Here is a 22,211-nt window from a genome sequence, read left to right as displayed (position 1 = left end):
CTATACCGTCGTAAACCGATGGAATCGGTGCTAGCTTTCCGCCATGCCTTCGCTCGCGTCGCGGCTCATCGTGGAGCCGGACGACGGAATCCGCCCAGTTCGCGACTTCATCGACGCTGCCCAAACGTCGCTGCTCGTAAAGCAATTCACCTTCACTGAACCAGAGTTGATCCAGGCGGTGATCGAGCGGCACAAGAGTGGTGTCGCCGTCCGCGTCATGCTCAATCCGAAACGTTCGGGCGGTGATCGGGCGAACGACGAGACATTCGACGCGTTCGAAACCGCCGGTGTCCCGGTGCAGTGGTGCAGCCCGAAGTTCTATGTCACGCACGAGAAGTCGATCGTCGTAGACGGCGTCAGGGCCCTGGTCGCGACCTTCAACCTATGCACCAAGTACTTCACCGCAACACGCGACTACGGTGTCGTCACCGAGGATCCCCGCCATATCGAGCAGGTCGTCGAAGTTTTCGACGCCGACTGGGAGCACAAGGATTGGACGCCCTCGGCCTATGAGGGGCTGCTCTGGAGCAACTCGAATTCACGCCTGCACATGGCGCGATTCATCGACTCCGCCCAGCATCGTCTCGACGTGCAGCACCCGAAGTACGTCGACGCCGTCATTCTGGAACGCCTGCTTGCGGCGGCCGACCGTGGCGTGCACGTCCACGTGCTTTGCGGTGGCGCGCACGGCATCAGCGAGTGGGACATGTTGGATACGTTCGCGTCGTTGCGGACCCTGCGACGATTCGGCGTCAAGGTGCACAAGCAGAAGAATCTGCGCGTTCACGCCAAAGTCCTCATAGCCGATAACACTCGCGCCCTCGTCGGATCCATGAACATCGACCGCAGCGCGTTCGACCTCCGACGCGAACTCGGCATCGAAACGGGCGACCTGGCCATCGTCCAACGGCTGAAGGGTGTCTTCGACACCGACTGGGATCTTTCCCATCATTACGACCCGCCGGATCCGCTCGGCTCGGCACAGCATGCGGAGGACGACTTTCCGCACGACGAACAGCTCATGCATGAGTGAGGTCACCGCACCGCGTGTATCACTCGTCGAACTGGCGTGGACGTTCAACCACATCGCGCTCGCATCGTTCGGCGGCGGACTTTCTGCCTGGTCGCTCGAAGTGATTGTCGTGCAGAAGAAATGGCTAGCTGAGGAAGAGTTCCTTTCCGCGATGACGATGTGCCGCATCTTGCCGGGCTCGAACCAGGTGAATCTCGCCGTGTTCACCGGCACGAAACTGGCCGGTCTGCGGGGGGCGATCGCTGCGATTGTCGGACTCTGCCTCGTACCGGTCACGATCGTTATTGCGTTGGCATTCGCCTACTTTCGTTTCAAGGAGATCCCGGCCGTCAAAGGCGCGTTGCACGGCGCATCGGCTGCGGCGGTCGCGCTGACGTTGGCAATGGTGATCAAGACCGGGCAGAAATGCCTGACTGCTGTGGTGCCGGTCCTGTTCTTCGTCTCGGCATTCGTTCTGAACGGATTGCTGCGGTGGCCACTCATGCTGACCTTGGCGATCCTCGCTCCGTTGAGCCTCATCTGGGCATGGCCGAGAAAGAAGGTCTCATGAACACCTTCGTGGATATTGCGGTGCTGTTCGGCTCGCTGTCGTTGTTGTCGATCGGCGGCGGAAACACTGTTCTGCCCGACATGCACCAGCGGGCCGTCGAACAGCAGCATTGGATGACGAGCGCCCAGTTCGCAGACCTCTTCTCGATATCGCAAACGACGCCGGGCCCCAGCATCCTGATCGTTGCGATGGTCGGCTACGGCGCGGGCCTTTCGGTCGGTGGTGTGCTCGGCGGAATTCTCGGCGGTGTGATTGCCGCCGTTGCGATGGTCGTTCCCGCTGCGAGCTTGGTGTACACCGTCACCCTGTTTTGGCAGAAGGCCCAAGAATCGAAATTTCGCCAGGCTGTCGAGAAGGGTTTCGCGCCGATAACCGTCGGCCTCATTCTGGCGACGTCCCTCGTCATGAGCCGCGCAGCCGATCATGATTGGCGCGCATACCTTCTCACGGCCGTCTGCGTTCTCATCTTCGTGCGCACCAAGATCAACCCGATTGTCATTGTGGGTATTGCGGCGTTCTTGGGTTACCTCGGTGTGGTCTGACGGGGTCGGCTAGAACCAGATCTTCGTGGCCAGCAGCCCCGTCCCGTGGGCGCGTCCGGAGAGCGTCCGGCAGAATTCGATGGCGTTCATCTCGATACGAGGTCCGCCGCTGCCATGCTCGAATGTGCCGCCCGCGGGTCCGCTCAGCACAGCGGAGAAGGACTCGTTGTGTGCGCGCGCCCATTCGCTGACCACGTCTTCGACGATTCGCGCGTCGACCGCCGAATAGGCGATGTCTCGGCCCGTAGCCCGGGAAATATCGATTCGGTGCATCCACACATCGCGGGTCAGGACGACGTCCATCGCGTGCCCGAGCTTCGCCTTCTTGGGCATGCTCGATGTGGATCCGGTGCCGGCGACTGAGACGCTCGCGGCTCGGAGCGGCTTCGGGATGCTCATGCGACCGCGCACCGCGTCCGACGCTAACGTCCGCAGGGCCGCTTTTCGCTCGGTTGCTGTGAGGTCGGCGTGGTCCCTGACCTGGAGTGCGTTTGCCGCATCGAGTGGGTTGCCGTCGAAATCACGCGAGTGGCGATATCCCCACAGTTGCTGACGCAGCATTTCGCGTTTCGACGCGTTCGCCTTTGCCGCACCGATGAGGTGTCCAACCATGTCCTCGACGGTCCAGCCAGGACATTCCGTCGGAATGCGCCAGTCTTCGTCCGCAAGCGAATCGATGAGATCGAGCAGATCGTCGTAGCTGGCGAGCGCGACTTCCTTCGCGTCGGATTCGCGGCTGATGGGTCGGATTTCCATGATCTGGGTCATGTCACGAACCTCCTAACACCGTTAGGATATCGCCATGGATCTGAGTGGGCAAGAGTTTTCCGAACAGTGTTAGGAAGTTGCGTTGGACAACCGCAGGCAACGGCATCTCGCCACTAGGGACGACATCGTTGCGGCCGCGTGGCGGCTTTCGGGCGAGCACGGTCTGACGGGTTGGTCGCTGCGTGAACTGGCGGGAGCGGTCGGCGTCCGAGCTCCGTCGCTGTACGTCTACTTCACGGGAAAGGATCAGATCTACGACGAAATGTTTTCGCGGTCCTACTCCGAACTGCTCGAACAGTCCCGAATCTTGGACCTACCAAACGACCCGATTGGACGGCTACGGGCGATTGCCTACTGGTTCTTCGATTTTGCCGTGGCCAATCCTGCTCGGCTGCAACTGATGTTCTGGCGGGTAGTCCCTGGATTCGAGCCGTCCGAGGGCTCATACGCGGTGTCGCGCCAAGTGATGGAGTTGTTCGAGCAACGATTCTTCGAAGTCGGAATCGCCGAGCCCGCCGCTCTGGACACTTGGACAGCGATGTTGAGCGGGCTCGTCACGCAACAGATGAGCAACGAGCCCGGCGGTGACCGCTGGCGGCGTCTACTCGACCAGTGCGTCGAGATGTTTGCGCGCGAGTTCGTTCGAGCGGGCTAAGGCCCGGATGCAAGTCCGGTGGACAGCCGAAGCTGCGTCGAGAGTGCGGTTTTACAGGTTGCCGGTCGGCGCGTCGGCCTGCAGAACTATGCACTCGATGAGTGCGGCGTCTCGGTGGCCGGTCAATGACTGGGATCGAGACCGTCGAGCAGTTCCTGTAACACCTGGCAGGTCGCGTGAAAGCGCTCGGCGCCGACGATCGACGCCCAGTGGGCTTCGATTTCGCCGACCCGCCCACCGGCGTCGGCCATCAGCTTGCGGCCACGCGCCGTCAGCACGATTTGCTTTGCGCGGCCGTCGGTCGGGTCCGGGCGCCGCTCGAGATAGCCGAGCGTTTCGAGTTCGTTCACGAGTTCCGACGTCGCCGCCAGGCTGAGCTGTGCGCGCGCCGCCAACTCGGTGAGTCGCATCTCGCCGGTGCCGATGTTCCCGAAAATCTGCATGTGTGCGTCGCGCAGATCGCCGTACCCGTGTTCGGCGCGAGGGGCTGCCAACTCCGCCCTGAACTCGCGGAGCAGTCGCACGAGCAGCTGCCCGATCGCTTGCCGGTCCTTCGGCAGATCTATTGACGATGTCACAACTTCAGAGAATACTTCGGAAGGTGAAGCTTCGGCTTCCGAAGTAAATCTGAAGGGAAGTCCGATGCCGAACCTCGTCACCACCGCCGTCGGCCAGTTGTATGTCACGACTTTCGGTTCCGGTCCGGTTACCGTGTTCTGGCACAGCCTTTTCGTCGATCAGCGATCGTGGGAGCTCGTCGTCGCCGCGCTCGCGCCGGGTCGCCGCGTGGTCCTGATCGACGCCCCGAATCACGGTCGCAGCGAGCCGATCGATCGCGACTTCACGATCGAAGAGTGCGCCACCGCGGCCGTCGAAGTGCTTGATCACCTGAGGATTTCAGAGCCGGTCGACTGGGTGGGCAACGCGCTGGGTGGTCACGTCGGAATTGTTCTCGCGGCCACCTCGCCGGCCCGAGTCCGAAGTCTGGTAACGATCGGGACCCCGCTGGACGCGCTCGGCCTCGTGGAACGGTGGACGCGGATCGTTCCGCTCGTGCAGGCGTACCGCCTCGCCGGACCGGTCGCTCCGTTGACTCGAACCCTCGAAGGCGCGCTCCTCGGTAAGGACGCGATCGCCGCCCAACCGGTGCATGCGCGCGTGACGATGGATGCGTTCCGAAATGCCAACCGCACAGCAATGTTTCGTGCCATGACGTGTCTGATGATTCGGCGCAGGTCGGTGCGCACGCTCATTTCGTCGATTACTGCGCCCACGCTCATGCTTGTCGGCGCAGGTGGGCAGGAGGGCTGGACGTGGGAGCAGGCGGCAGAAGCCGTCGCGACAATGTCGTGCGGATCCGCTGCAACCGTCCCGGGTGCAGGCCACCTTGCGCCGCTTCTCGTGGATCCAGCATTGGTTGCGAAGCAGCTGGAAGCGTTCTGGGCACGCTAGATCGGTCAGAATGCAAGGCGTGACCGACGACTTCGCCCGCCGTTACGACGTTGCCTCGGCGCGGGCCTGGGATGCGTTGCGCCCGTCGGGCGCTCCGTGGGCGGTCGGTGCGGGAATTCGCGCTCTGGCGGCGGCGGGAATCATTGCACTCGCCGGCGTCGGATTCGGGGAGCCGGCGTCGATCGGTGTCGCGTATTTCGCTGCAACGATGTCAATTCTGTTCGCTATCAGCGGGTCTCATCGCTCTCGGCTGACCGCGATGGCGATGCAGGCGACGGGAGCCGTGGCGGGCTTTGCCGTCGCGGCTGCCACGTCGAACAGCCTCGGTCCCGCGGTGCTGGTGGCCGCCGTCATGGCTCTGTTGGCCGGGTCGGTCAGTGCCATCGGTCCTGCGTTCTCGGCGTTCTCACTGCTACTGGTCGTGGGTACGGCTTACGGGCAGTTCGGCGGATCGCCGCTCACGCTGGGGCCGCTGGTCCTCTGGTACCTGATCGGCTCGGCGGTCGTGGCTGTGATCGTCGCTTCCGAATCGATCACGTGGCAACCTCGCCGCGAGCGCGCGGCGATCAGCGCGTTGCTGCTCAGAAATGCGGAATTGCTCGACGTGATCGGCGGCGCTGACGCACCCAGCGCGCGCCGCGCTGTGGGGGACGCCGCCGGCGAGTGCCGGGCGACGCTCTACGCCTATCGCCTGAACATCCGACGCGGCACCGTCGCCGTCGACGCGATCGAAGCGGCAGCGCAGGCAGCACGGCGCGTCACCATCGCAACGAACATTCTGTACGCGCGGGGCGAGGCTCAACCGCCCGGTGCGGGTGACATCCTGCGTGCCGCTGCCGCAGACGTCGCAGCCGGAAAGCCTATTTCGGTCGCCGCCGACGACCGATCCGCAAACCTGGTCCTTGCGGCGCTGACGAGGCCCGCCCGGCACCCATCGGTCGACGAGACCGAAGCTGTGCAAGCGTCGCGGACTCTGCGATCGGTAATGGCAGTCGCGACGAGCAGGACATCCGTGGGGTCTGGTGTTCGACTCGCGATCTGCATGGCTGTGGCGACCGCCGCCGCGGCGGTTCTCCACGGCGAGCATCACGCCTTCTGGCTGCCGTTGACGGTCGCCGTCGTTGTGCGTCCGGAGTTGCAGTCCGTCTTCGTTCGGGTGGTGAACAGAGTTGCCGGCAGCGTTGTCGGAGCAGTTCTCGCCGCCGCTCTGCTGCTCGCTGCGCCCGGGAACTGGGTGCTGGCATCAGGGGCCGCGATCGCGATGGGCCTCTCGGCCCTTGCGGCGCCGAAGGTGTACGGCCTGTTCGTCATAGGCGTCACGACGTCGACCTTGCTGAGCGCGAGCATCGGTGAGATCAATCCGCTCGCGCCCGGGTTGCGATTGCTCGACACGCTGATCGGCTGCGCAATCGCGGTCGTCATCGGGTACGTGCTGCTTCCGGCGCGATTGTTCGCACCGCACACTCCGCTGCACGCCACCACGCAGGCGGTCGCCGCGTACCTTCGAGCGGCGGCCGATCCCGCAGTCTCCGCGGTCGCACTCCGGAAATTGCGGCGCGCGGCATACGACAGCGCGCACATGTTCCGCCGATCTCTCCAAGAGGCGGCTCTCGAACCCGCCGCACTCAGCCCGACTGCACGATCCGACTCGCCTGTCGCGCTCGCCCTCGAGGACGTCGTCGACGACATCACGGACCTGTCTTTCGAGGTCGCCGCAGCCGGCATGGCGCCACCGAAGGCGCTTGTCGACGCTGCGGAGAGCGCGATTCACTCTGTTGGCGCGCATCGGCAACCGGCGCTGGACCACGCGGATCCAGCAAGCCCGCTGTATCGGATCTGTGCGACCCTAGCCGCGACCGGCCACTAACCCGACGCCCCACTGTTCCCAGGCCCGGCGTCCGAGCCACCACAGGCCGCCGCCGAGAACTACCCCGATCGCAACGAACAGGACGAGTGCGAAACGCCAGCTGTTGAGCAGTGCCAAGGCATAGCCGAGCCACAGCGCGGCAAGCAACACGAGGTAGAGCAGGCTGCCGATCAAGTTCAATGCATTGCGCTGGGCACGGGGTATCCGAATAGGTCGCGACCACTGCAGCGGTCCGACACCTACCTGAACTCGTATACCCATGGCACCCCTCGGCGGACGCGGAAGCCCGAGGCTAGCCCGCCGACGGGCGAGAAGACTTGCAGACACGCGGCGTCGAGACCGAACCGCGATCGAACCGCGGGATCAGCGAATCGGGTTCTGCGCTCGCACGTTCCAGGCATGCGGCCGGCCGTGTGCCTGCGCGACGGTGCGTGCGGTTTTGTGTGACTCGCGAGAAAGTTCGGGGTACTGCTCGACCAGTACGGCGAGCATTCGCCGAATCTCGTGTCGCTCTTTGAGGAGTAGATTCACGAGTTCCCGGTGACCGTCCTGCTCGGCATGGATCAGTGCGTATTTCACGCCGACAAGTTCTTTGCACAGCACGATCCAGAAGGTCCGCGCTTGTGCGCGGTCACCGAGACTTGGCATCGCGACCTCCAGGACTGTGGGCGCGCCGTCCACGGCACGTTAGCGGTGGAGTACCCACGATCTGCCTAGATCATCGCGAAATTGATTCAAACGCTACGTTGCCGATGTCAAGTCGATGCAAATCTTCTTTTCGAGCTACCGTAACGACACGCGGTGCGCGACGATTAACAAAACGAGCGCGCATTGCGATGCGCGAACCGACGGCGGATAGGTGAGGCGGGTGATGTCGTTTTGACCAGCCAGGACACCCGTCGTTCGGCGCGCGAAGACGACGTTTTCCCGGACGTCTCAGCGATCCACCGCGACGACGAGTTGATCGAAGCGATCATCAAAGGCCGTCCGCTAGTCCCAGTTGCCGGCGAGGATCACGAGCTGGCGACATTGCTGTCGAACTGGCGTACGGAGATCGTTTCGCCGGAACTGCCGGCAGGGCCGACCGTCGACGACGTGATCGACGCGGTGAATCAGGAGATCGGCGCACGTACTGCCCGCATTGCCAGTAGCGGTCGGTGGCGCCGCCTCCGCCCGATTGCCGCGGCTGCGTCGGCGATCGCGATCGTTGCAGGTGCCACGATGGCGTTCTCCTTCGATTCGGGACCCGGCGACGCACTGTGGGTGGTCAAGCAAGTCGTGTTCAACGAGCAAGCCCAATCGACGGTTGCGAATCTCGACGCGCGGTCGGACCTCGAAGAGGCCGAGCGCCTGATCGCAGTGGGCAACCGTGCCGAAGCACAGGATTACATCGACCAAGCTGCCGACCATGCCGACGATGTCATCGACTCGTCTCAGCATGACGCGCTGGTCGCCTGGCTCGAACGGTTGCAGCAGCAGCTGGATCGCTGAGTTACTTCTGTAGCGTCGCCGTCACCCATTTCATTGCTTCGACCACCGCGTCGCGCGATTCCTCTGTGTGATCGAACGTGTCGAACCCATGCTGGCCGTTCGGCACGTCGATCACCTCCAGGTCAACCTCGTGCTCTCTCGCGGCTGCTGTGAACGCTTCGACGGTGGCGGCGAATTCGGGGCGCTCCCGGCCGACGCGTGTCAACAGGACGGGCAGGCCGCCGACCGTTGCCACCGCGTCCGCCGGGTCGAACTTTTCGTCGACGCCCCAGCCGGGCGGCGGCGAGAGGATCGGGTAGGTCAGCGCGACGCACCGTAGCCACGGCGGTGGCTTGCGCAGCCAATCGGCGGAGAGTAAACCGCCGCCCGAAAAGAACCACAGGGCAACGCGATCCGGATCCACGCCCGGCAGCTCGCGGGACTGTGTGACTGCGTCGGCGACATCGGCTGCGGCAGTGGCATATTCGAGAGTCGACTGCAGTCGGTGTTCGACCGTCACACCGACTACGCCGCTTCCGGCCGCGAGGGCGCCGTAGCCGAGATAGATCGGCCAATCACGTGGGCCCACTTCGAGACCGGGCGGCAGCGGTCCGCCATGAACGAAGACGACGACCGGTAGCGGGTCGCCGCCAGGCTCAGCCGGCCGGTACACGTCGATGCTGCCCTCGCGCTGTCGCGGCCATTCGGCTACCGGAACCACGAACGGATGCAGGTATGGAGGAATCGCCATACTTCGATCAAAGCACGCGGTTCAGAGGCTCGGCCAACAGCCGACCCACGGGTCGGCCCGTTCGATCTGCGCGGCAAGGGACATGAGAGTCGGCTCGTCGTTGGGCCTGCCGACTATCTGGACGCCGATCGGCAGGCCGGACTTCGAGAAACCCGCTGGCAGTGAGGCCGCAGGATTGCCGCACAAGTTCCACATTGCGGTGTAGGCGGTCATCGGCAGCGCTGTGAACAACGCCCGTATCGCGTTTCCGGGCAGGGCGGGTGTCTTGGGTGGCACGCGCGGCAAGGTCGGTGTCAGTAGCACGTCGATGTCGTCGAAGATCGTGTTGACTTTCGCCGCGACTCGGCTGCTCTCGGAGACCGCGTACCGGGTGACGAACGGGCGCGCCCAGGTGCCGAGGCGCAGCACGGTGCGGGTGCGCCCTTCGAGTCGGTCGTAGTGCTCTACGCGGGCGGCTTCTTCGCGGACTCCGCCGAAAACTTGCGGCACGAACGCGATCGTCACGTCGGGATATTTCGGATCGACTTCTCGGACCTCGTGGCCCAGGGCCGAAAAGGCTTCTGCGACAGCGCGGGTCGCGGCCTCGATCTCTGCGTCGCAGGCTGCGCCCAACGCGGTGGGCTTCATCGACACGCCGATCCGCAGACGTCCAGGCTCGCGGCCGACGGCGTTTACCAGCGACTCGCGCAACGGCGGCGCGTGGTAGCGGTCCGTCGGGCGTGAGCCGGCGATCACGTCGTTGACGATCGCGCTGTCCATGACGGTCCTCGTCAAGGGGCCGATCACGCCTAGCGCATGCCAGAGGTCCGGGTTCGGGGCCGTGCTCACCCGGCCGCGAGAGGGTTTCAGGCCGAAGAGCCCGCAACACGAAGCAGGGATGCGAATCGATCCGCCGCCGTCTCCGCCGATGGCGGTCGCGACCATCCCGGACGCGACCGCGGCGGCAGACCCACCGCTCGAGCCGCCGGTGCTGTGGGCGAGACTCCAGGGATTGCGGGTGATGCCGGTTGTCTCCGACTCGGTCAGCGGCCAGAGGCCGAACTCAGGCATCGTCGTCTTCCCGACGATGACGGCGCCCGCTCGGCGCAGTCGCCGCACCACTTCGCTGTCATGTGCGGCAGGAGTGACGTTGGATCGGCCACCGAAGGTAGTCACCGACCCCGCAACGTCGTTCTCCTGCTTGATGGCGATGGGTATACCGTGCAGTGGCCCACGTTTCGCGGCGGGGATCGTGTCCAAATGTGCCGCGTCCTCCAACGCCGCGTCGGCGAGCACCTCGGAGAAGGCATTCACCATCGGATCGAGTCGGCGAATGGCACCGAGAACCAGGTCCGTGAGTTCGGTTGCACTCACGTCATCGGCGCGGATTGCCGCTGCCTGCCCTTCGACGCCGGCGTGGAGTAGGTCGGTCATCTGTCTCCCTTGCGATGGTGGCCTTTTCAGAGTGCACGCTGGGTAGGGGTGTTCGCTAGATGGGGCGATTGAAAAGACTTCGCGACCAGAAGTATCCGATCAGTGTGATCGCGACGCACCACCCGAGGGCGATGACGGCGCTGTTGCCGATTTCGGTGCCCATCAGCAGTCCGCGCAAGGTCTCGATCGCTGGAGTGAACGGCTGGTACTCCGCGAACCAGCGCAGGCCGCTCGACATCGAATCCGTTGGGACGAAGCCGCTTCCGATCAACGGCAGAAGCGTCAGCGGCAACGGCAGGTTGCTCGCACCCTCCGGCGTCTTCGAGACGAGGCCGAACGCTACCGCCAGCCAGGTCAGCGCAAATGTCAGCGCCGCGAGCAAGCCGAACACCGCGAGCCATTCGACAGGTGTGGCAGTGGGACGGAAGCCGACCAGTACCGAGATTCCGAAGACGACTGCGAGGCTGGCGAGCGTTTGAATCATGCTGCCGATCACGTGACCCGTCATCAGCGACGGCCGGAATATCGCCATAGTGCGGAAGCGGGCGACGATACCTTCGGCCATATCGGTGCACACCGAGATCGCCGTCGACATCGTGCCGGACGCGACGGTCATCATGATGACGCCGGGGACGAGATAGTTGACGTAGCCCGCCCGGCCGCCGCCCCCGATGCCGTCACCGAGCGCATTGCCGAAGACGTACACGAACAGCAGCAGAAATATCACCGGCATGCCGGCGGTGCTGAGGGAGAGGGCCGGATACCGCTTGGCGTGTTTCAGGTTGCGCCGCAACATCGTTGCCGAGTCGCTGACCGCGTAGGTGAGAGTGCTCATCGGACCGCTTCCTTCGCTGTGCCTGTGAGAGTGAGAAATACGTCGTCGAGATCGGGCGTGTGAATCGAAAGGCTCTCGACTGCAATGGATTCGAAATGCAGTCGATCGAGCACCGTGCGCAGCGATTGGACGGCGCCATCGCTGGGGACCGCCAAGGTGAGTGCGGCGTCGTCGCGGGCCACAGCGCCGAGGGCGTGCGCCGCTGCTTCGAGTTCGTCCGCATCCGCGAACTGGAGGCTGATGTGCCCGCCGGGGACCAAACGCTTCAGCTCGGCCGGAGTGCCTTCCGCGACGAGCGTGCCGTGGTCGAGCACAGCGATGCGGTCGGCGAGCTGGTCGGCCTCCTCGAGGTACTGAGTCGTGAGGAAGATCGTCACGCCGTCGGCAACGAGATCGCGGATGATCTGCCACATGTTGCGACGGCTTCTCGGGTCGAGCCCGGTCGTCGGTTCGTCGAGGAAGATGATGCGGGGTGCGCCCACGAGCGTCATGGCGAGGTCGAGCCGGCGTCGCATGCCACCCGAATATGTGACGGCTGTCTTCGTCGCCGCCTCCATCAGGTCGAACTGTTCGAGCAGCTCGGCCGCGCGGGCGCGGCCCTGCGCTCGCGGCAGGTGATGCAGATCCGCCATGAGAAGGAGGTTCTCCTCGCCCGTCAAGAGGTTGTCGACGGCTGAGAACTGACCGGTGACGCCGATCGCCGACCGCACCGATTCCGGATCCGCAGCCACGTCGTGTCCCGCGACGCGCACAACGCCGGCGTCCGGTTCGATCAGGGTCGAGAGAATCTGGACCGCGGTCGTCTTCCCCGCGCCGTTCGGGCCGAGGAGCGCGAAAATCGTGCCCTCGGCAACGTGGAGATCGATGCCGTCGAGAACCAGCTTCGCACCATAGGATTTGCGGAGTCCCGCTGCGGCGATGGCGAATTGGGTAGTGGTCATTTGCTTGCCCTTCCTGTCCGATGGATGACGATGTCGCCGTACGCGGTCCGGGCGCGGACCTCGACGGTCTCGTCGCTCGTCTCCGGTCCAGCGGCCTGCGTGAGTGTGTTGTGCACATTGCCGAACTTGGTGCTCACGTCGAGCCACGCGGCGGTGCCTTTGCGGACGCCGATTTCGATTTCGCCCATTGCGCTTTCGAGCAGGACCGAGCCCCGGACTACTTCGCCGATCCGGACGCTGCCGTTGGCAGTCTTCGCCGAGACGGTGCCGTGTGCGCTGTCGACGACGATGCTGCCGTTTGCCGACTTTGCGTTCACATTTCCGGTGACTGTGCCGACCCAACTGCGCCCGTTCGAGTTCTTGATCGTTGCCGACCCGTCGATCCGCGTGATCTGTACGTCGCCGGATCCGGTGGTCACCTCTGCGCGCCCGCCGACCCGGCCGACCGTGACATCGCCGGCGCCGGTCTTCACGTGAAGGGCTCCGGCGTCGGTCAGGTGCACGTTGCCGACGCCGCTCGTGACGCGGCAATCGCCGAACGTACCGTTCGCGCGCAGCGAACCGACCGCAAGATCGACGTCGAGTTGGGCTTTCGACGGCGTTTCTATCGTCACGTCGATCGATCCGACCGAGCCGAAGATGCCGGCCTTGGGTCCGTGTATGCGGAGGCGGCCACCGGCGAAGTCGACAGTTGTCTCGTTGGCCGCCTTGACGTCTGCCTTCTTGGCCGAGTTGCGGGGGAGGACCTCGACAACGGTGTCGACGCGGTCGCCCGCCGTCAGTCGGGCGTCACCGACTGCGAGTTCGATTGCGACGGAAACGGGTTCGGGTGTATCGAAAGTTGGCATGGCTGTGCCCTTCTCGTGTGCAAAAGTGGAGCCGGAGGGGTGCTAGCGGACCCAGCCGGAGAAATGATTGCTGCTGGACGCGCTCTTGCGTTCGGTGCGTGACGCGCCGGGATCGAGGGCTGCGGTCGCCGCGCGGACGAGCCACGCGTTAACTGACATGCCCTCGCCGCCGGCGGCCTCTTCGACACGCTGTTTGAGCTGCTCGGGTAGGCGCAGGTTGATGCGGACCATGTTGGTGTCATCGGAATCGATCACGACGGCCGAAGTGGTGAGAGTCGGCGCGGGCTCGTGCGGTGCAGGTGGGGGTGTGACGACGAATTCGGCGTCGCGGCCGCGCAGCCTGACATAGACGGAGCCAGGTGCCATATCGCGTGTGATCTCGTCCGACGCTGCCGTCAGCGCGTCGAGGAGGGTCAGGCGAGTAGCGGATTCCAAAGCGGCGCTGAGGCGTTCGGCGAGAGCCCGGGACTCCTCGCCGCCGGCTTCGGATGCGACCGCCAGCTCGCGGCGAAGGTTCTCGACGTAGGGCGAAAGATTCATGGCACCAATATGGCACCACAATGGTGCCGTGTCAACACCATGCTGGCACCCGTACTCTGGTCGTGCCGACGGCACAGCACGGGTAGGCTCGACGTATCGGCGGCGTTCGTGCGCGGTCATTCAAGACTGCGCCACCTCCGATTCGAAGCATTCTGGGTGTGCATCGGTAACCCAAGGGGATCTCATGTACAAGCTCGGAATAATGTCGCAATCGCGCAAAGAGAACGAACATCGTCTGCCGATTCATCCGCAGCACTTCGAGCGAATCGACCCTGAACTGCGCGAACGCATCTATGTGGAGCAGGGCTACGGCGAGTACTTCGGGGTATCCGACGCTGAGCTCGGCAATCTTGTCGCCGGAATCAAGCCGCGAGGTGAGCTGATCGAGGACTGTGACGTCATCCTGCTCGCCAAGCCGCAAGCGGAGGACCTCGCCGAATTCCGCGACGGCCAGATTCTGTGGGGCTGGCCGCATTGCGTGCAGGACGAGCGGCTCACCCAGCTTGCTATCGACCGCAAGCTCTCGCTGATCGCCTTCGAGGCGATGAACCACTGGACCGAGTCAGGCTCGCTGAGCCTGCACGTTTTTCACAAGAACAACGAACTGGCGGGCTACAGCTCGGTGCTGCACGCGCTTTCCCTGGCGGGGACGACGGGCAATTACGGTCGGCGCTTGCGTGCAGTGGTCATCGGCTTCGGTGCGACTGCTCGTGGCGCTATCACAGCACTGAACGCGCACGGTGTGCACGATGTCGACGTGTTGACCGTGCGTGGCATCAGTGCGGTCGCGTCGCCGATTCCGTCGGCGCGAATGGTGCAGGTCGACCACGACGATACGAATACGCGGTGCAGTCGTGTCCATACCGACGACGGACTCGTGCCCCTGCCGGAATTTCTCGCGCAGCACGACATCATCGTGAACTGTGTTCTGCAGGACACGGATTCGCCGTTGACATTTCTTGCCGACGAGGACCTGCCGATGCTCGCTTCCGGCACGATGATCGTCGACGTGTCATGTGACGAGGCAATGGGCTTCAGCTGGGCGAAGCCGACCACCTTCGATGAACCGACGTTCGTCGTCGGAAACAACGTCGTCTACTACGCGGTGGATCACAGCCCGTCCTACCTCTGGAACTCCGCCACCTGGGAAATCAGCGAAGCGGTCGTGCCCTACCTTCGGACCGTGCTGAGCGGTCCCTCCGAGTGGGATCGAGACGAGACGATCCGCCGTGCGATCGAGATCCGCAACGGTGTGATCCAGAATCCGAGCATCCTTTCCTTCCAGCGCCGTTCTGCCGAGTATCCGCACGCGAGAACGGTTTCCATGAGCGCGTGATCAGGTACCGCGCAGAGCGCTGAGCAACTCGCGCAAAATCTTGGACGGCCGAGCGTCGGCGCTGATGACGGCAGAGACCGGAATGCGCAAGCGTCGATCGGCCTCCTCGAGAAGGGCAATTCCGGCGGTCGGGCGGTCGGCGTACAGCACGGTCCACGAGTCGGGTCGATTGATGAGCTCGAGGGTTGCGGTGTGGTCGGGCGGAATCGGCGGACCGTAGTTCGGTACCGCACCGAGATCCGCGAATGCAGCACGAATCACGTTGTGTAGCAACACCTGATCGCGCTCGGGTGGCAGCAGAAGCGGGTAGGTGAGCAACTCGCCCAACGTGACCTCGGTGTTGGCCGCCAACGGATGTGCGGCTGCTGTCGCGATCGTCAGATCTTCGGTCCATAGATGTTCGACGCGCAGTCCCTGTCGGTCGACGGTCCCGCGAATGAGAGCGAGATCGCAGTCGCCGTCCGCGACCGCGGCGATGCGCTGGCGGAAACTCTTTATGACGAACTCGATTTCGGTGTCCGGGTTGTCCGCGCGCACCCGCGAGATCGCCGAAAGCGATTGGGTGGCAAAGGACATGTTCGCCGCCAGCCGGATTCGCTGATTCGACGAGCGGGCAGCCGCGTAGATCGCGGTTTCGAGGCCGAGCATCTGCTTCGCCAGCGGCAGCAACCGCGCCGCGGTTTCGGTGGGAACAACCGATCGAGTGGTGCGCTCGAAGAGTTGAACGTCGAGGTCGCGTTCGAGTCGAGTGATCTGGTGACTGATCGCGGACTGCGAGATGAAACAACGGGCCGCGGCACGGCTGAAGCTGAGTTCTTCGCTGACCGCGACAAAGTACGTGAGCTGTCGTAGTTCCACGTCCACGATTCTATTCATGACGAATCGAGATAAGAGTCATCTGAAAGATGCGTTTGTGTAGCGAAATATCTGGTGGCTACATGGAGGTTGGTCATGAGTGAAAGGGAGGATTCTCATGGAGCGCGCAGAGGTAGTCATCGTAGGATCGGGTTTCGGTGGGTTGGCAGCGGCGAAGCAACTGACCAAGTCGGGTATCAGCTATGTGCTGATCTCGAGCACACCGGAGCACCTGTTCCAGCCGCTGCTCTATCAGGTCGCAACGGGTGTCTTGAAGTCCGACGAGATCGCACCGCAGATCAAGACGGTCCTTCAGCGCCGCAACAAGGATGCGGACGTTCGGCTCGGCAAAGTCGTCGACATCGACCCCGCTGCAGCTGTTGTGACGTACGAGACAGACGGTAAACGGCACAAGATCGCGTACGGTTCGCTCATTGCGGCGACCGGTGCGGCACAGTCGTACTTCGGGCATGACGAATTCGCGGAGCAGACCTTCGCGCTCAAGACGATCGACGACGCACGATTGCTTCGTGCGCAGATCAAACGTGTCTTCGCCGAAGCGCGCAGCGCCGACGAGGACCGTCGTCGCAAGCTGCTGAGCTTCGTCATCGTCGGCGCCGGTGCAACCGGCGTCGAGGTTGCCGGCCAGATCAAGGAACTCGCGAAGCGCTACTACCGGCAGGAAGTGTCCGTCACCCTCGTCGAGGGTGTGGGTGAGGTACTGCCGCCCTTCGGTGGCAGCCTGTCCGAGTACGCGAAGAAGTCCCTGGTCAAGGGCGGCGTCGAGGTGCTGCTGGAGACCTTTGTGACCGCGATCGATGCGGGTGTTGTCACCGTCAAGGGACCGGGCGGAACCACACGACGGATCGCCGCTGACACGGTTGTCTGGTCGGCGGGCGTGCAGGCCGGCGGTTTCGCGAAGGTGCTGGCAGAGGCCACGGGCGTCGAGACCGACCGTGCGGGCAGGTTGTTGATCAACGACGACCTCACCGTCGGTGAATACGACAATATCTATGCCGTCGGCGATATGACGTCGCTGAAGGGCTACCCGGGGCAATCTCCTGTCGCGATGCAAGAAGCACGCCATGCCGCCGACATCATCCGTGGGAAGAAGAAGGCCGCGGCCGAATTCTCCTACTGGGACAAGGGCAGCATGTCGGTGATCAGCCGGTTCAGCGCCGTCGCAAAGCTGAACGACCACATCAAGTTCCGCGGCGTCATCGCCTGGTTCGCGTGGTTGGCCGTGCACCTGTTCTACCTGGTCGGGTTCCGGAACCGCTTCGCGGCGATCGCGTCGTGGCTGTACGCATTCGCCGGTACTGCGCGACCCGGCTTCGCCGAACCGGATCCGGTGGCGGATCTGGAAGTCCGCGAACAACGCCAGGCAGGCTAAGCCTGCTGGTGCTCGGTGAACGAACCGTGCCTTCCGGCGCCGCCGGCGAATTTGGTGGCGCCGTCGAGGGTTCCGTTCTGCAGGGAAATCGAGCCGTGGCGTAGCTCGTTCAGGATGGCTTGGTCTTCGGCCAGGCCATCCTGTTCGAGCATGGACAGGCGGTCCTGACGCATGCAGACCTGGGGGAATGCCGCCAGCTCGCGGGCCAGTTTCTGCGCCTCGGCCAGTGCTGTGCCCTTCGCGACCTTGCGGTTGACGAGTCCGATCCGCAGCGCTTCGTCGGCGCCCACCGGTCGTCCGGTCAAGATGAGATCCATTGCCACACTTGACCCGATCAGCCGCGGCAACCGGATCGTGCCACCGTCGATCAACGGCACCCCCCAACGTCGGCAGAAGACGCCGAGGACCGCGTCATCTTCGGCAACGCGGAGGTCCGCCCAGATCGCAAGTTCGAGTCCACCCGCGACAGCGTAGCCGCTGATCGCCGCAATCACCGGTTTGCCGAGTTTCATCCGCGTCGGCCCCATCGGGCCGTCGCCGTCGGGTGCGACGCGGTTCCCCCCACCACTGGTGATCGCCTTGAGATCTGCTCCGGCGCAGAAGGTCCCGCCCTCGCCGTACAGAACCGCTACGGACGCGTCCGCGTCGGCGTCGAACTCGCGAAAGGCATCGGCAAGCGCCTGAGCCGTCGCACCGTCGACCGCGTTCCGGACCTCGGGGCGATTGATCGAGATCGTTGTTACCGGTCCGTCTTTGGCAACGTTCACCGTGGTCATTTCTCGCCCTTCTCGAATTGTGCGCGTTTCCAGTCACCGTAGGGCTCGTCGCGTTCTCGCACTGCCTCGCGGAAACCTGCTGTTGCCGAACGAAGTTGGAAGGCGTAGCCCTCGCGCGTATGGCGCGAGACGCCGTCGAACACAGTGCTGATCATTCCGGAATTGGCGACACCCTGTGCCAGCAGGACGCTGTTCAAAGCGAGCTTCGCCATGATCAGCTGATTGATCGGCATCCGCGCAATACGTTGCAGCAGTTCCTCGGTGCGCTCATCGAGGCGGTCTGCGGGTGGAGCTTCGACTGCCAGGCCCCACTCTTCGGCTTGCTTGCCGGAGAGGCAGTCACCAGTGAAGAGGAGCCGTTTCGCCCGCTGATCGCCCAGCCGGTGTGCCCACATCCCGGCCGCGGGGATACCCCAGACTCGCGTCGGTGGATAGCCGATCTTCGTATCGTCCGCACAGATTATTTGGTCGGCGTACAGGGCGATGTCGGTGCCGCCGGCGATGGCAAAGCCGTGCAATTTCGCTACCGTTGGCTTGTTTGCGTACAACAGGCTCGCGAAGCCGCGGTTGAAGCGACTCATCATCGCGTAGTCGACCATCGGATCCCACGTTCCCCACGGATTGTGATTGCGCGCCTGCACGATCGGATCCAGCACAGTCCCGGTGGGATCTTGGTCTCCGGAGTCGAAGCCGTTCTCCGCGAAGATCGAGAGGTCGTACCCGCCGCAGAACCCCTTGCCTCGGCCGGAAACAACCATCACGTGCACTCGTGGATCGAGATCTGCGCGCTCGACGGCCGCCGCCAACTCGATCGGGGTGTCCGAGGTGATCGCGTTGCCCTGCTCGGGCCGATTGAAGGTGATGCGGGCGATACGGCCCGTGACCTCGTATGTCAGTGTGCGGTAGGTGATTTCGGCAGCCGGACTCGGCCGGTCGGCAAACAGTGAGTCCTGCCCTGCTGTGAGGTCATCGCGCCAGGCGGCCGGACGCATGCCGGAGTGGTTCGCGTAGTCAGTCAACAGATTTCCCTTCGGAGTGGCCGATAGCACGGTCGACAAATGCGAGCAATTGGGCCACGACCTCTGGTTCGGCAACCCCGTGCGCCAAAGGCGCGATGAGTACCTCCGAGATTGCCCCGATGATTCCCGCGCCGGTAACCCGCGGATCTTGTTCGACCAGTTCGCCATTGGCGATCCCGATCGCGATCGCGCTCGCCAGGAGGTCGCTGAACGTGTCCCGGAACGCGAGGCGTTCGGCGCCGACGGCAGCGTCGACAGGTTCCACCATCAGCGCGTACGCGAAGCGTGGTGATCGCATCGCGCGTGAGCAGAAGGTGCTCACCGACGCCATGATCGAATCGCGGATCGTCCCCTGTTCGAGCGCCTGCCGCCCCGCATCGGAAGCGGCAGCCACCTCACGCGATACGCGGTGCCGAAACACCTCGGCAAACAACTCGCCCTTGCTCGGGAAGAACCCGTAGATGGTGCCCGTCCCGACCCCCGCAGCCTCCGCGACAGCCGCGACCGAGCAGCCGCCGTACCCGGCCTCCACAACCAACCTCGTTGCGGCAGTAACAATCCGGACGCGCGTCTCGTCCAGACGCTTCCGGACAGCGGGGGTTCGGCGGTAGGCCATGCAAGAAGTGAACGCTAATTCGGATCTTGTGTCAACGACATGTGCCCTGCGCTTCGCTCCGGGCGGGGGTGGTTGACCGTTTCGAGTGGGCTGTGGTCGCGGGATCACGGGCGTTTCGCCGCCGTGGTGACCCGCTCGGCCGGGGCCACAACCTCGACTGCCCCGTGCGTCACGCGCGCTTCGGATCAGGTCGCGCATAAACCGTGACTGCGCGGGCCACGATTGGTGTTGTCTAGGCCATGACTGACAACGAGACCGGTGCCGAGCCCCCGCGCTCCTGGTTCACCGAAGATTGGGCCGCGGTGATCGCGGGCCTGACCCTCATCGCGCTCGTGTTCATCGGGCTCATCCCCGCCGGCGTGATCCCATGAGCATCTCCCTGGCGAACAAGCGGATCGAGACGAAGCACACCCTGGCGGTCGGGGGCGTCGCCGTCGTGTTCGTGCTCGGCGCCCTGACACGACTCATCGAGGACCGCGCACCCGGCTGGGCAGATGGAACTGCACTCGAACGAGTTGCCAAATCCATCGAGTTCCCCGTCTACGCAATCATTCTCGGCTTGGTCGGCAACTTTGTGCTCAGCAAACTCGATCTACGCGAGCGGCTCGCGGAAGGCTTCCGTACCGAGTTCTTCATCAAGACCGGGCTGGTGCTGCTCGGTGCGTCGATCAATCTGTCCGTGCTCGCAACGGCTGCCGGGCCGGCGATCATCCAGGCCCTGTTGCTGATCAGCGCGGTGTTCTTTTTCACGTGGTGGCTCGGCGGCGTGCTCGGCCTCGATGAGAAGCTGCGTGCTTTGCTGTCGGCGGCAGTGTCGATCTGCGGTGTCAGTGCCGCGATCGCTGCCGCCGGCGCCGTGCAAGCCAAGCGTGAGCAGCTCGCCTACGCGGCATCGCTGGTCATCGTCTTCGCTCTGCCGTCCATCTTCATCTTGCCCTGGCTGGCAGGCGTATTCGGCTTGTCCGACGTCGTCGCCGGTGCCTGGATCGGCGGCAACATCGACACGACGGCGGCAGTTGCGGCATCCGGCGCCATCGTGGGCGAAGATGCGCTGGCAATCGCGACGATCGTCAAAACCACGCAAAACGCGCTGATCGGCTTCGTCGCCATCGCGCTGACGGCCTACTTCGCCTTGCGCGTGGACCGCACCGAGAACTCGCCGCGCCCAACCGTTCGCGACTTCTGGGAGCGCTTCCCGAAGTTCGTGCTCGGATTTATCGCGGCGTCGATCGTCGGAACCCTGTGGGTGAAGTACGCCGACGGCGGGAAGGCCGACATCACGATCATCAACGACCTCCGGACGTGGTTCTTGATATTCGCGTTCGTCTCCATCGGGCTGCAGTTCTCCGCGAGGGGCCTGCGAGACGCCGGGTGGCGGCCGTTGGTTGTCTTCGGGTCCGCGACGGTGGTGAACATCGTGGTCGCGCTGGGCCTGGCCGCAGTGCTGTTCGCGAACTTCGAGATTCCGTCCAGCTAGACCTTCCGGATCCGCACGGCCGAGAGCTTGTATGCGGGCGCAACCGAGCGTGGCGCCCCCGCGATCAACTCGGCCGTGCGGCGCCACACGCCATCGAGAAGAGTGGTCTTCGCTGTCGAGTCGCGAGCAGGGTCGAGCGCCGACTCGAAGCTCGGGGTCAGAAAAGCGCGCAGGAATCCGGAATGCTTCGCCGCATACGCGCCGACGTCGTCACTTGTCAGAAGCGCGGCGAACGGGTCGGCCAGTGTCGTCGTGACGCAGTCGAGCAGTTCGAGTTCGCCTGCATCGCATGCAAAACGTGGCGCAAACGGTTCCTCGATGTCGGCCACCGAGCGGAACCATGTCGGGTACACGACTCGTGCGAATTCGTCGTCGGTGATCCTGCCGTTCGCATGCTCTTCGGCGAGTGTGTCGGCAAGGCATTGGAACAAGGCCTCGGCACCCATCAGGCCATCGTCGTCGCGCAGCACATCGACGATCACCAGCCCGCCGCCGGACACGAGTTCGGCGGCTCTGTGCGCGAGAAATGCCGACCAGTCCTGTTGTGAGCGTTGGTGATATGCGTCGACCGCAGACCGGTCCGCCGACCGATGAACGAAGAAGTGGTCGGGGATCGGGCCCGGCGCCGAACTCAACCAATGCAGCGCCGACGAACTCCAGCCGAACGTCAGCGTCGATTCGGGAAGAACCCGCTCGTAGAAGGAGCGTCCGGACACAAGCGGGAAAACGCCGCTGCGGTCCCGAAGGTACGAGTCGGGGGAGTGTTCGACGACGTCGAAGAGGGTCGCGAAGTCGTTGTTCGGCAGGTCGGTGTGCAGCACGAGCACCTTGCGATTCGACAGCGAATCGAGCGCGAGGTTCAGCGGCCGCAAGCTGTTGTTGCCGTTCGCGGCACCGAAGTCCGCGATGACGATGGGGTCGTCCGGCAGGTTCACATCGGCGAGCGCCGGACCGATCAGTCGGTAGCCGACCGCGGCCGCCTCGTGCTGGGTTTCGGACTCGTCGCGGTAGACGCCACCGAGCATCACCCCCGAACTGTCATGGCCGGCTTTCGCAGTCATAGCAAACATGATC

General features: G+C 64.0%; 26 protein-coding genes. 11 read left to right on the top strand and 15 right to left on the bottom strand.

What is annotated here, in order from left to right; genetic code table 11:
• Positions 1 to 43 precede the first annotated feature (43 nt).
• Genes JGU72_RS03480 through JGU72_RS03470 form a run of 3 tightly spaced genes read left to right on the top strand, consistent with a single transcriptional unit; the run spans position 44 to position 2,125 of the window.
• On the top strand, positions 44 to 1,033 hold the full coding sequence (locus tag JGU72_RS03480) for a phospholipase D-like domain-containing protein (protein WP_199682325.1): 990 nt from the start codon (positions 44 to 46) through the stop codon (positions 1,031 to 1,033).
• Positions 1,026 to 1,583, top strand: a complete 558-nt coding sequence (locus tag JGU72_RS03475) for a chromate transporter (RefSeq protein ID WP_199682324.1) — start codon at positions 1,026 to 1,028, stop codon at positions 1,581 to 1,583. Before JGU72_RS03480 ends, JGU72_RS03475 begins: the two co-directional genes overlap by 8 nt.
• Positions 1,580 to 2,125: a chromate transporter gene (locus tag JGU72_RS03470; protein ID WP_199682323.1), complete on the top strand. Its 546-nt coding sequence runs from the start codon at positions 1,580 to 1,582 to the stop codon at positions 2,123 to 2,125. The genes JGU72_RS03475 and JGU72_RS03470 overlap by 4 nt, the downstream gene beginning before the upstream one ends.
• 9 nt (positions 2,126 to 2,134) lie before the next feature.
• Here JGU72_RS03470 and JGU72_RS03465 read toward each other — a convergent pair whose 3' ends face one another.
• Complete coding sequence (locus JGU72_RS03465; protein WP_199682322.1) at positions 2,135 to 2,893, bottom strand: maleylpyruvate isomerase family mycothiol-dependent enzyme; 759 nt, start codon at positions 2,891 to 2,893, stop codon at positions 2,135 to 2,137.
• Positions 2,894 to 2,975: 82 nt separating this feature from the next.
• Between JGU72_RS03465 and JGU72_RS03460 the strand changes: the two genes are divergently transcribed.
• Positions 2,976 to 3,548: a TetR/AcrR family transcriptional regulator gene (locus JGU72_RS03460; RefSeq protein ID WP_199682321.1), complete on the top strand. Its 573-nt coding sequence runs from the start codon at positions 2,976 to 2,978 to the stop codon at positions 3,546 to 3,548.
• Between the two features lie 122 nt (positions 3,549 to 3,670).
• Here the strand turns inward: JGU72_RS03460 and JGU72_RS03455 are convergent, their stop codons facing one another.
• Positions 3,671 to 4,126: a MarR family winged helix-turn-helix transcriptional regulator gene (locus JGU72_RS03455; RefSeq protein WP_307828281.1), complete on the bottom strand. Its 456-nt coding sequence runs from the start codon at positions 4,124 to 4,126 to the stop codon at positions 3,671 to 3,673.
• A 64-nt stretch (positions 4,127 to 4,190) separates the two neighbouring features.
• Here JGU72_RS03455 and JGU72_RS03450 point away from each other — a divergent pair, with 64 nt between their 5' ends.
• Together JGU72_RS03450 and JGU72_RS31195 are read left to right on the top strand one after the other, a co-directional pair.
• Positions 4,191 to 5,000, top strand: coding sequence for an alpha/beta fold hydrolase (locus JGU72_RS03450; RefSeq protein ID WP_199682320.1), 810 nt, complete (start codon positions 4,191 to 4,193; stop codon positions 4,998 to 5,000).
• A gap of 19 nt (positions 5,001 to 5,019) precedes the next feature.
• Positions 5,020 to 6,867, top strand: a complete 1,848-nt coding sequence (locus tag JGU72_RS31195; RefSeq protein WP_199682319.1) for an FUSC family protein — start codon at positions 5,020 to 5,022, stop codon at positions 6,865 to 6,867.
• Here JGU72_RS31195 and JGU72_RS03440 read toward each other — a convergent pair.
• Positions 6,847 to 7,128, bottom strand: a complete 282-nt coding sequence (locus JGU72_RS03440) for a hypothetical protein (RefSeq protein ID WP_199682318.1) — start codon at positions 7,126 to 7,128, stop codon at positions 6,847 to 6,849. The two genes, JGU72_RS31195 and JGU72_RS03440, sit on opposite strands and share 21 nt — an antisense overlap.
• A 102-nt stretch (positions 7,129 to 7,230) precedes the next feature.
• On the bottom strand, positions 7,231 to 7,515 hold the full coding sequence (locus JGU72_RS03435) for a hypothetical protein (protein WP_199682317.1): 285 nt from the start codon (positions 7,513 to 7,515) through the stop codon (positions 7,231 to 7,233).
• A gap of 231 nt (positions 7,516 to 7,746) precedes the next feature.
• On the opposite strand from JGU72_RS03435, the gene JGU72_RS03430 reads away from it, so the two are divergent.
• Positions 7,747 to 8,358, top strand: coding sequence for an anti-sigma-D factor RsdA (locus JGU72_RS03430; protein WP_199682316.1), 612 nt, complete (start codon positions 7,747 to 7,749; stop codon positions 8,356 to 8,358).
• Between the two features lies 1 nt (position 8,359).
• Here JGU72_RS03430 and JGU72_RS03425 read toward each other — a convergent pair whose 3' ends face one another.
• Genes JGU72_RS03425 through JGU72_RS03400 form a run of 6 tightly spaced genes read right to left on the bottom strand, consistent with a single transcriptional unit; the run spans position 8,360 to position 13,665 of the window.
• The gene (locus tag JGU72_RS03425; protein ID WP_199682315.1) at positions 8,360 to 9,088 is read right to left on the bottom strand and encodes an alpha/beta hydrolase; all 729 of its coding nucleotides are present in this window, start codon (positions 9,086 to 9,088) and stop codon (positions 8,360 to 8,362) included.
• A 21-nt stretch (positions 9,089 to 9,109) separates the two neighbouring features.
• Positions 9,110 to 10,501 (bottom strand): amidase, encoded by a 1,392-nt coding sequence (locus JGU72_RS03420; protein WP_199682314.1) that lies wholly within the window; start codon positions 10,499 to 10,501, stop codon positions 9,110 to 9,112.
• 55 nt (positions 10,502 to 10,556) lie between these two features.
• Entirely contained in the window at positions 10,557 to 11,336 is a 780-nt protein-coding gene (locus tag JGU72_RS03415; RefSeq protein ID WP_199682313.1) for an ABC transporter permease, read from the bottom strand.
• Complete coding sequence (locus JGU72_RS03410; protein WP_199682312.1) at positions 11,333 to 12,277, bottom strand: ATP-binding cassette domain-containing protein; 945 nt, start codon at positions 12,275 to 12,277, stop codon at positions 11,333 to 11,335. Before JGU72_RS03410 ends, JGU72_RS03415 begins: the two co-directional genes overlap by 4 nt.
• On the bottom strand, positions 12,274 to 13,125 hold the full coding sequence (locus JGU72_RS03405; RefSeq protein WP_199682311.1) for a DUF4097 family beta strand repeat-containing protein: 852 nt from the start codon (positions 13,123 to 13,125) through the stop codon (positions 12,274 to 12,276). Before JGU72_RS03405 ends, JGU72_RS03410 begins: the two co-directional genes overlap by 4 nt.
• A gap of 42 nt (positions 13,126 to 13,167) precedes the next feature.
• A complete protein-coding gene (locus JGU72_RS03400) occupies positions 13,168 to 13,665 on the bottom strand; it encodes a hypothetical protein (RefSeq protein ID WP_199682310.1) in 498 nt (165 codons plus the stop codon).
• Between the two features lie 202 nt (positions 13,666 to 13,867).
• Between JGU72_RS03400 and JGU72_RS03395 the strand changes: the two genes are divergently transcribed.
• Positions 13,868 to 15,001 carry a N(5)-(carboxyethyl)ornithine synthase gene (locus JGU72_RS03395; protein ID WP_233531080.1) on the top strand — a complete coding sequence of 378 codons (1,134 nt, stop codon included), beginning with the start codon at positions 13,868 to 13,870 and terminating at the stop codon, positions 14,999 to 15,001.
• Here JGU72_RS03395 and JGU72_RS03390 read toward each other — a convergent pair whose 3' ends face one another.
• Positions 15,002 to 15,859 (bottom strand): LysR family transcriptional regulator, encoded by an 858-nt coding sequence (locus JGU72_RS03390; RefSeq protein WP_199682308.1) that lies wholly within the window; start codon positions 15,857 to 15,859, stop codon positions 15,002 to 15,004.
• A 115-nt stretch (positions 15,860 to 15,974) separates the two neighbouring features.
• Here JGU72_RS03390 and JGU72_RS03385 point away from each other — a divergent pair, with 115 nt between their 5' ends.
• Complete coding sequence (locus tag JGU72_RS03385) at positions 15,975 to 17,249, top strand: NAD(P)/FAD-dependent oxidoreductase (protein ID WP_199682307.1); 1,275 nt, start codon at positions 15,975 to 15,977, stop codon at positions 17,247 to 17,249.
• On the opposite strand, the gene JGU72_RS03380 is transcribed toward JGU72_RS03385, so the two are convergent.
• Genes JGU72_RS03380 through JGU72_RS03370 form a run of 3 tightly spaced genes read right to left on the bottom strand, consistent with a single transcriptional unit; the run spans position 17,246 to position 19,660 of the window.
• Entirely contained in the window at positions 17,246 to 18,025 is a 780-nt protein-coding gene (locus JGU72_RS03380; protein ID WP_199682306.1) for a crotonase/enoyl-CoA hydratase family protein, read from the bottom strand. The genes JGU72_RS03385 and JGU72_RS03380 overlap by 4 nt on opposite strands.
• Positions 18,022 to 19,017, bottom strand: coding sequence for a crotonase/enoyl-CoA hydratase family protein (locus JGU72_RS03375; RefSeq protein ID WP_199683180.1), 996 nt, complete (start codon positions 19,015 to 19,017; stop codon positions 18,022 to 18,024). Before JGU72_RS03375 ends, JGU72_RS03380 begins: the two co-directional genes overlap by 4 nt.
• 19 nt (positions 19,018 to 19,036) lie before the next feature.
• Positions 19,037 to 19,660 (bottom strand): TetR/AcrR family transcriptional regulator, encoded by a 624-nt coding sequence (locus JGU72_RS03370; RefSeq protein ID WP_199682305.1) that lies wholly within the window; start codon positions 19,658 to 19,660, stop codon positions 19,037 to 19,039.
• Between the two features lie 239 nt (positions 19,661 to 19,899).
• On the opposite strand from JGU72_RS03370, the gene JGU72_RS30970 reads away from it, so the two are divergent.
• Together JGU72_RS30970 and JGU72_RS03365 are read left to right on the top strand one after the other, a co-directional pair.
• Positions 19,900 to 20,031, top strand: a complete 132-nt coding sequence (locus tag JGU72_RS30970; RefSeq protein ID WP_267909134.1) for a hypothetical protein — start codon at positions 19,900 to 19,902, stop codon at positions 20,029 to 20,031.
• Positions 20,028 to 21,137 carry a YeiH family protein gene (locus tag JGU72_RS03365; RefSeq protein ID WP_199682304.1) on the top strand — a complete coding sequence of 370 codons (1,110 nt, stop codon included), beginning with the start codon at positions 20,028 to 20,030 and terminating at the stop codon, positions 21,135 to 21,137. The genes JGU72_RS30970 and JGU72_RS03365 overlap by 4 nt, the downstream gene beginning before the upstream one ends.
• Here JGU72_RS03365 and JGU72_RS03360 read toward each other — a convergent pair.
• Positions 21,134 to 22,198: a class I SAM-dependent methyltransferase gene (locus JGU72_RS03360; RefSeq protein ID WP_199682303.1), complete on the bottom strand. Its 1,065-nt coding sequence runs from the start codon at positions 22,196 to 22,198 to the stop codon at positions 21,134 to 21,136. The two genes, JGU72_RS03365 and JGU72_RS03360, sit on opposite strands and share 4 nt — an antisense overlap.
• Positions 22,199 to 22,211: the final 13 nt, after the last annotated feature.

This window comes from Antrihabitans auranticaus (genome assembly GCF_016481275.1).
GTDB lineage: Bacteria > Actinomycetota > Actinomycetes > Mycobacteriales > Mycobacteriaceae > Antrihabitans.
Note: the sequence above shows the minus strand (reverse complement) of the source record. Positions and strands in the feature narration are given on the sequence as shown.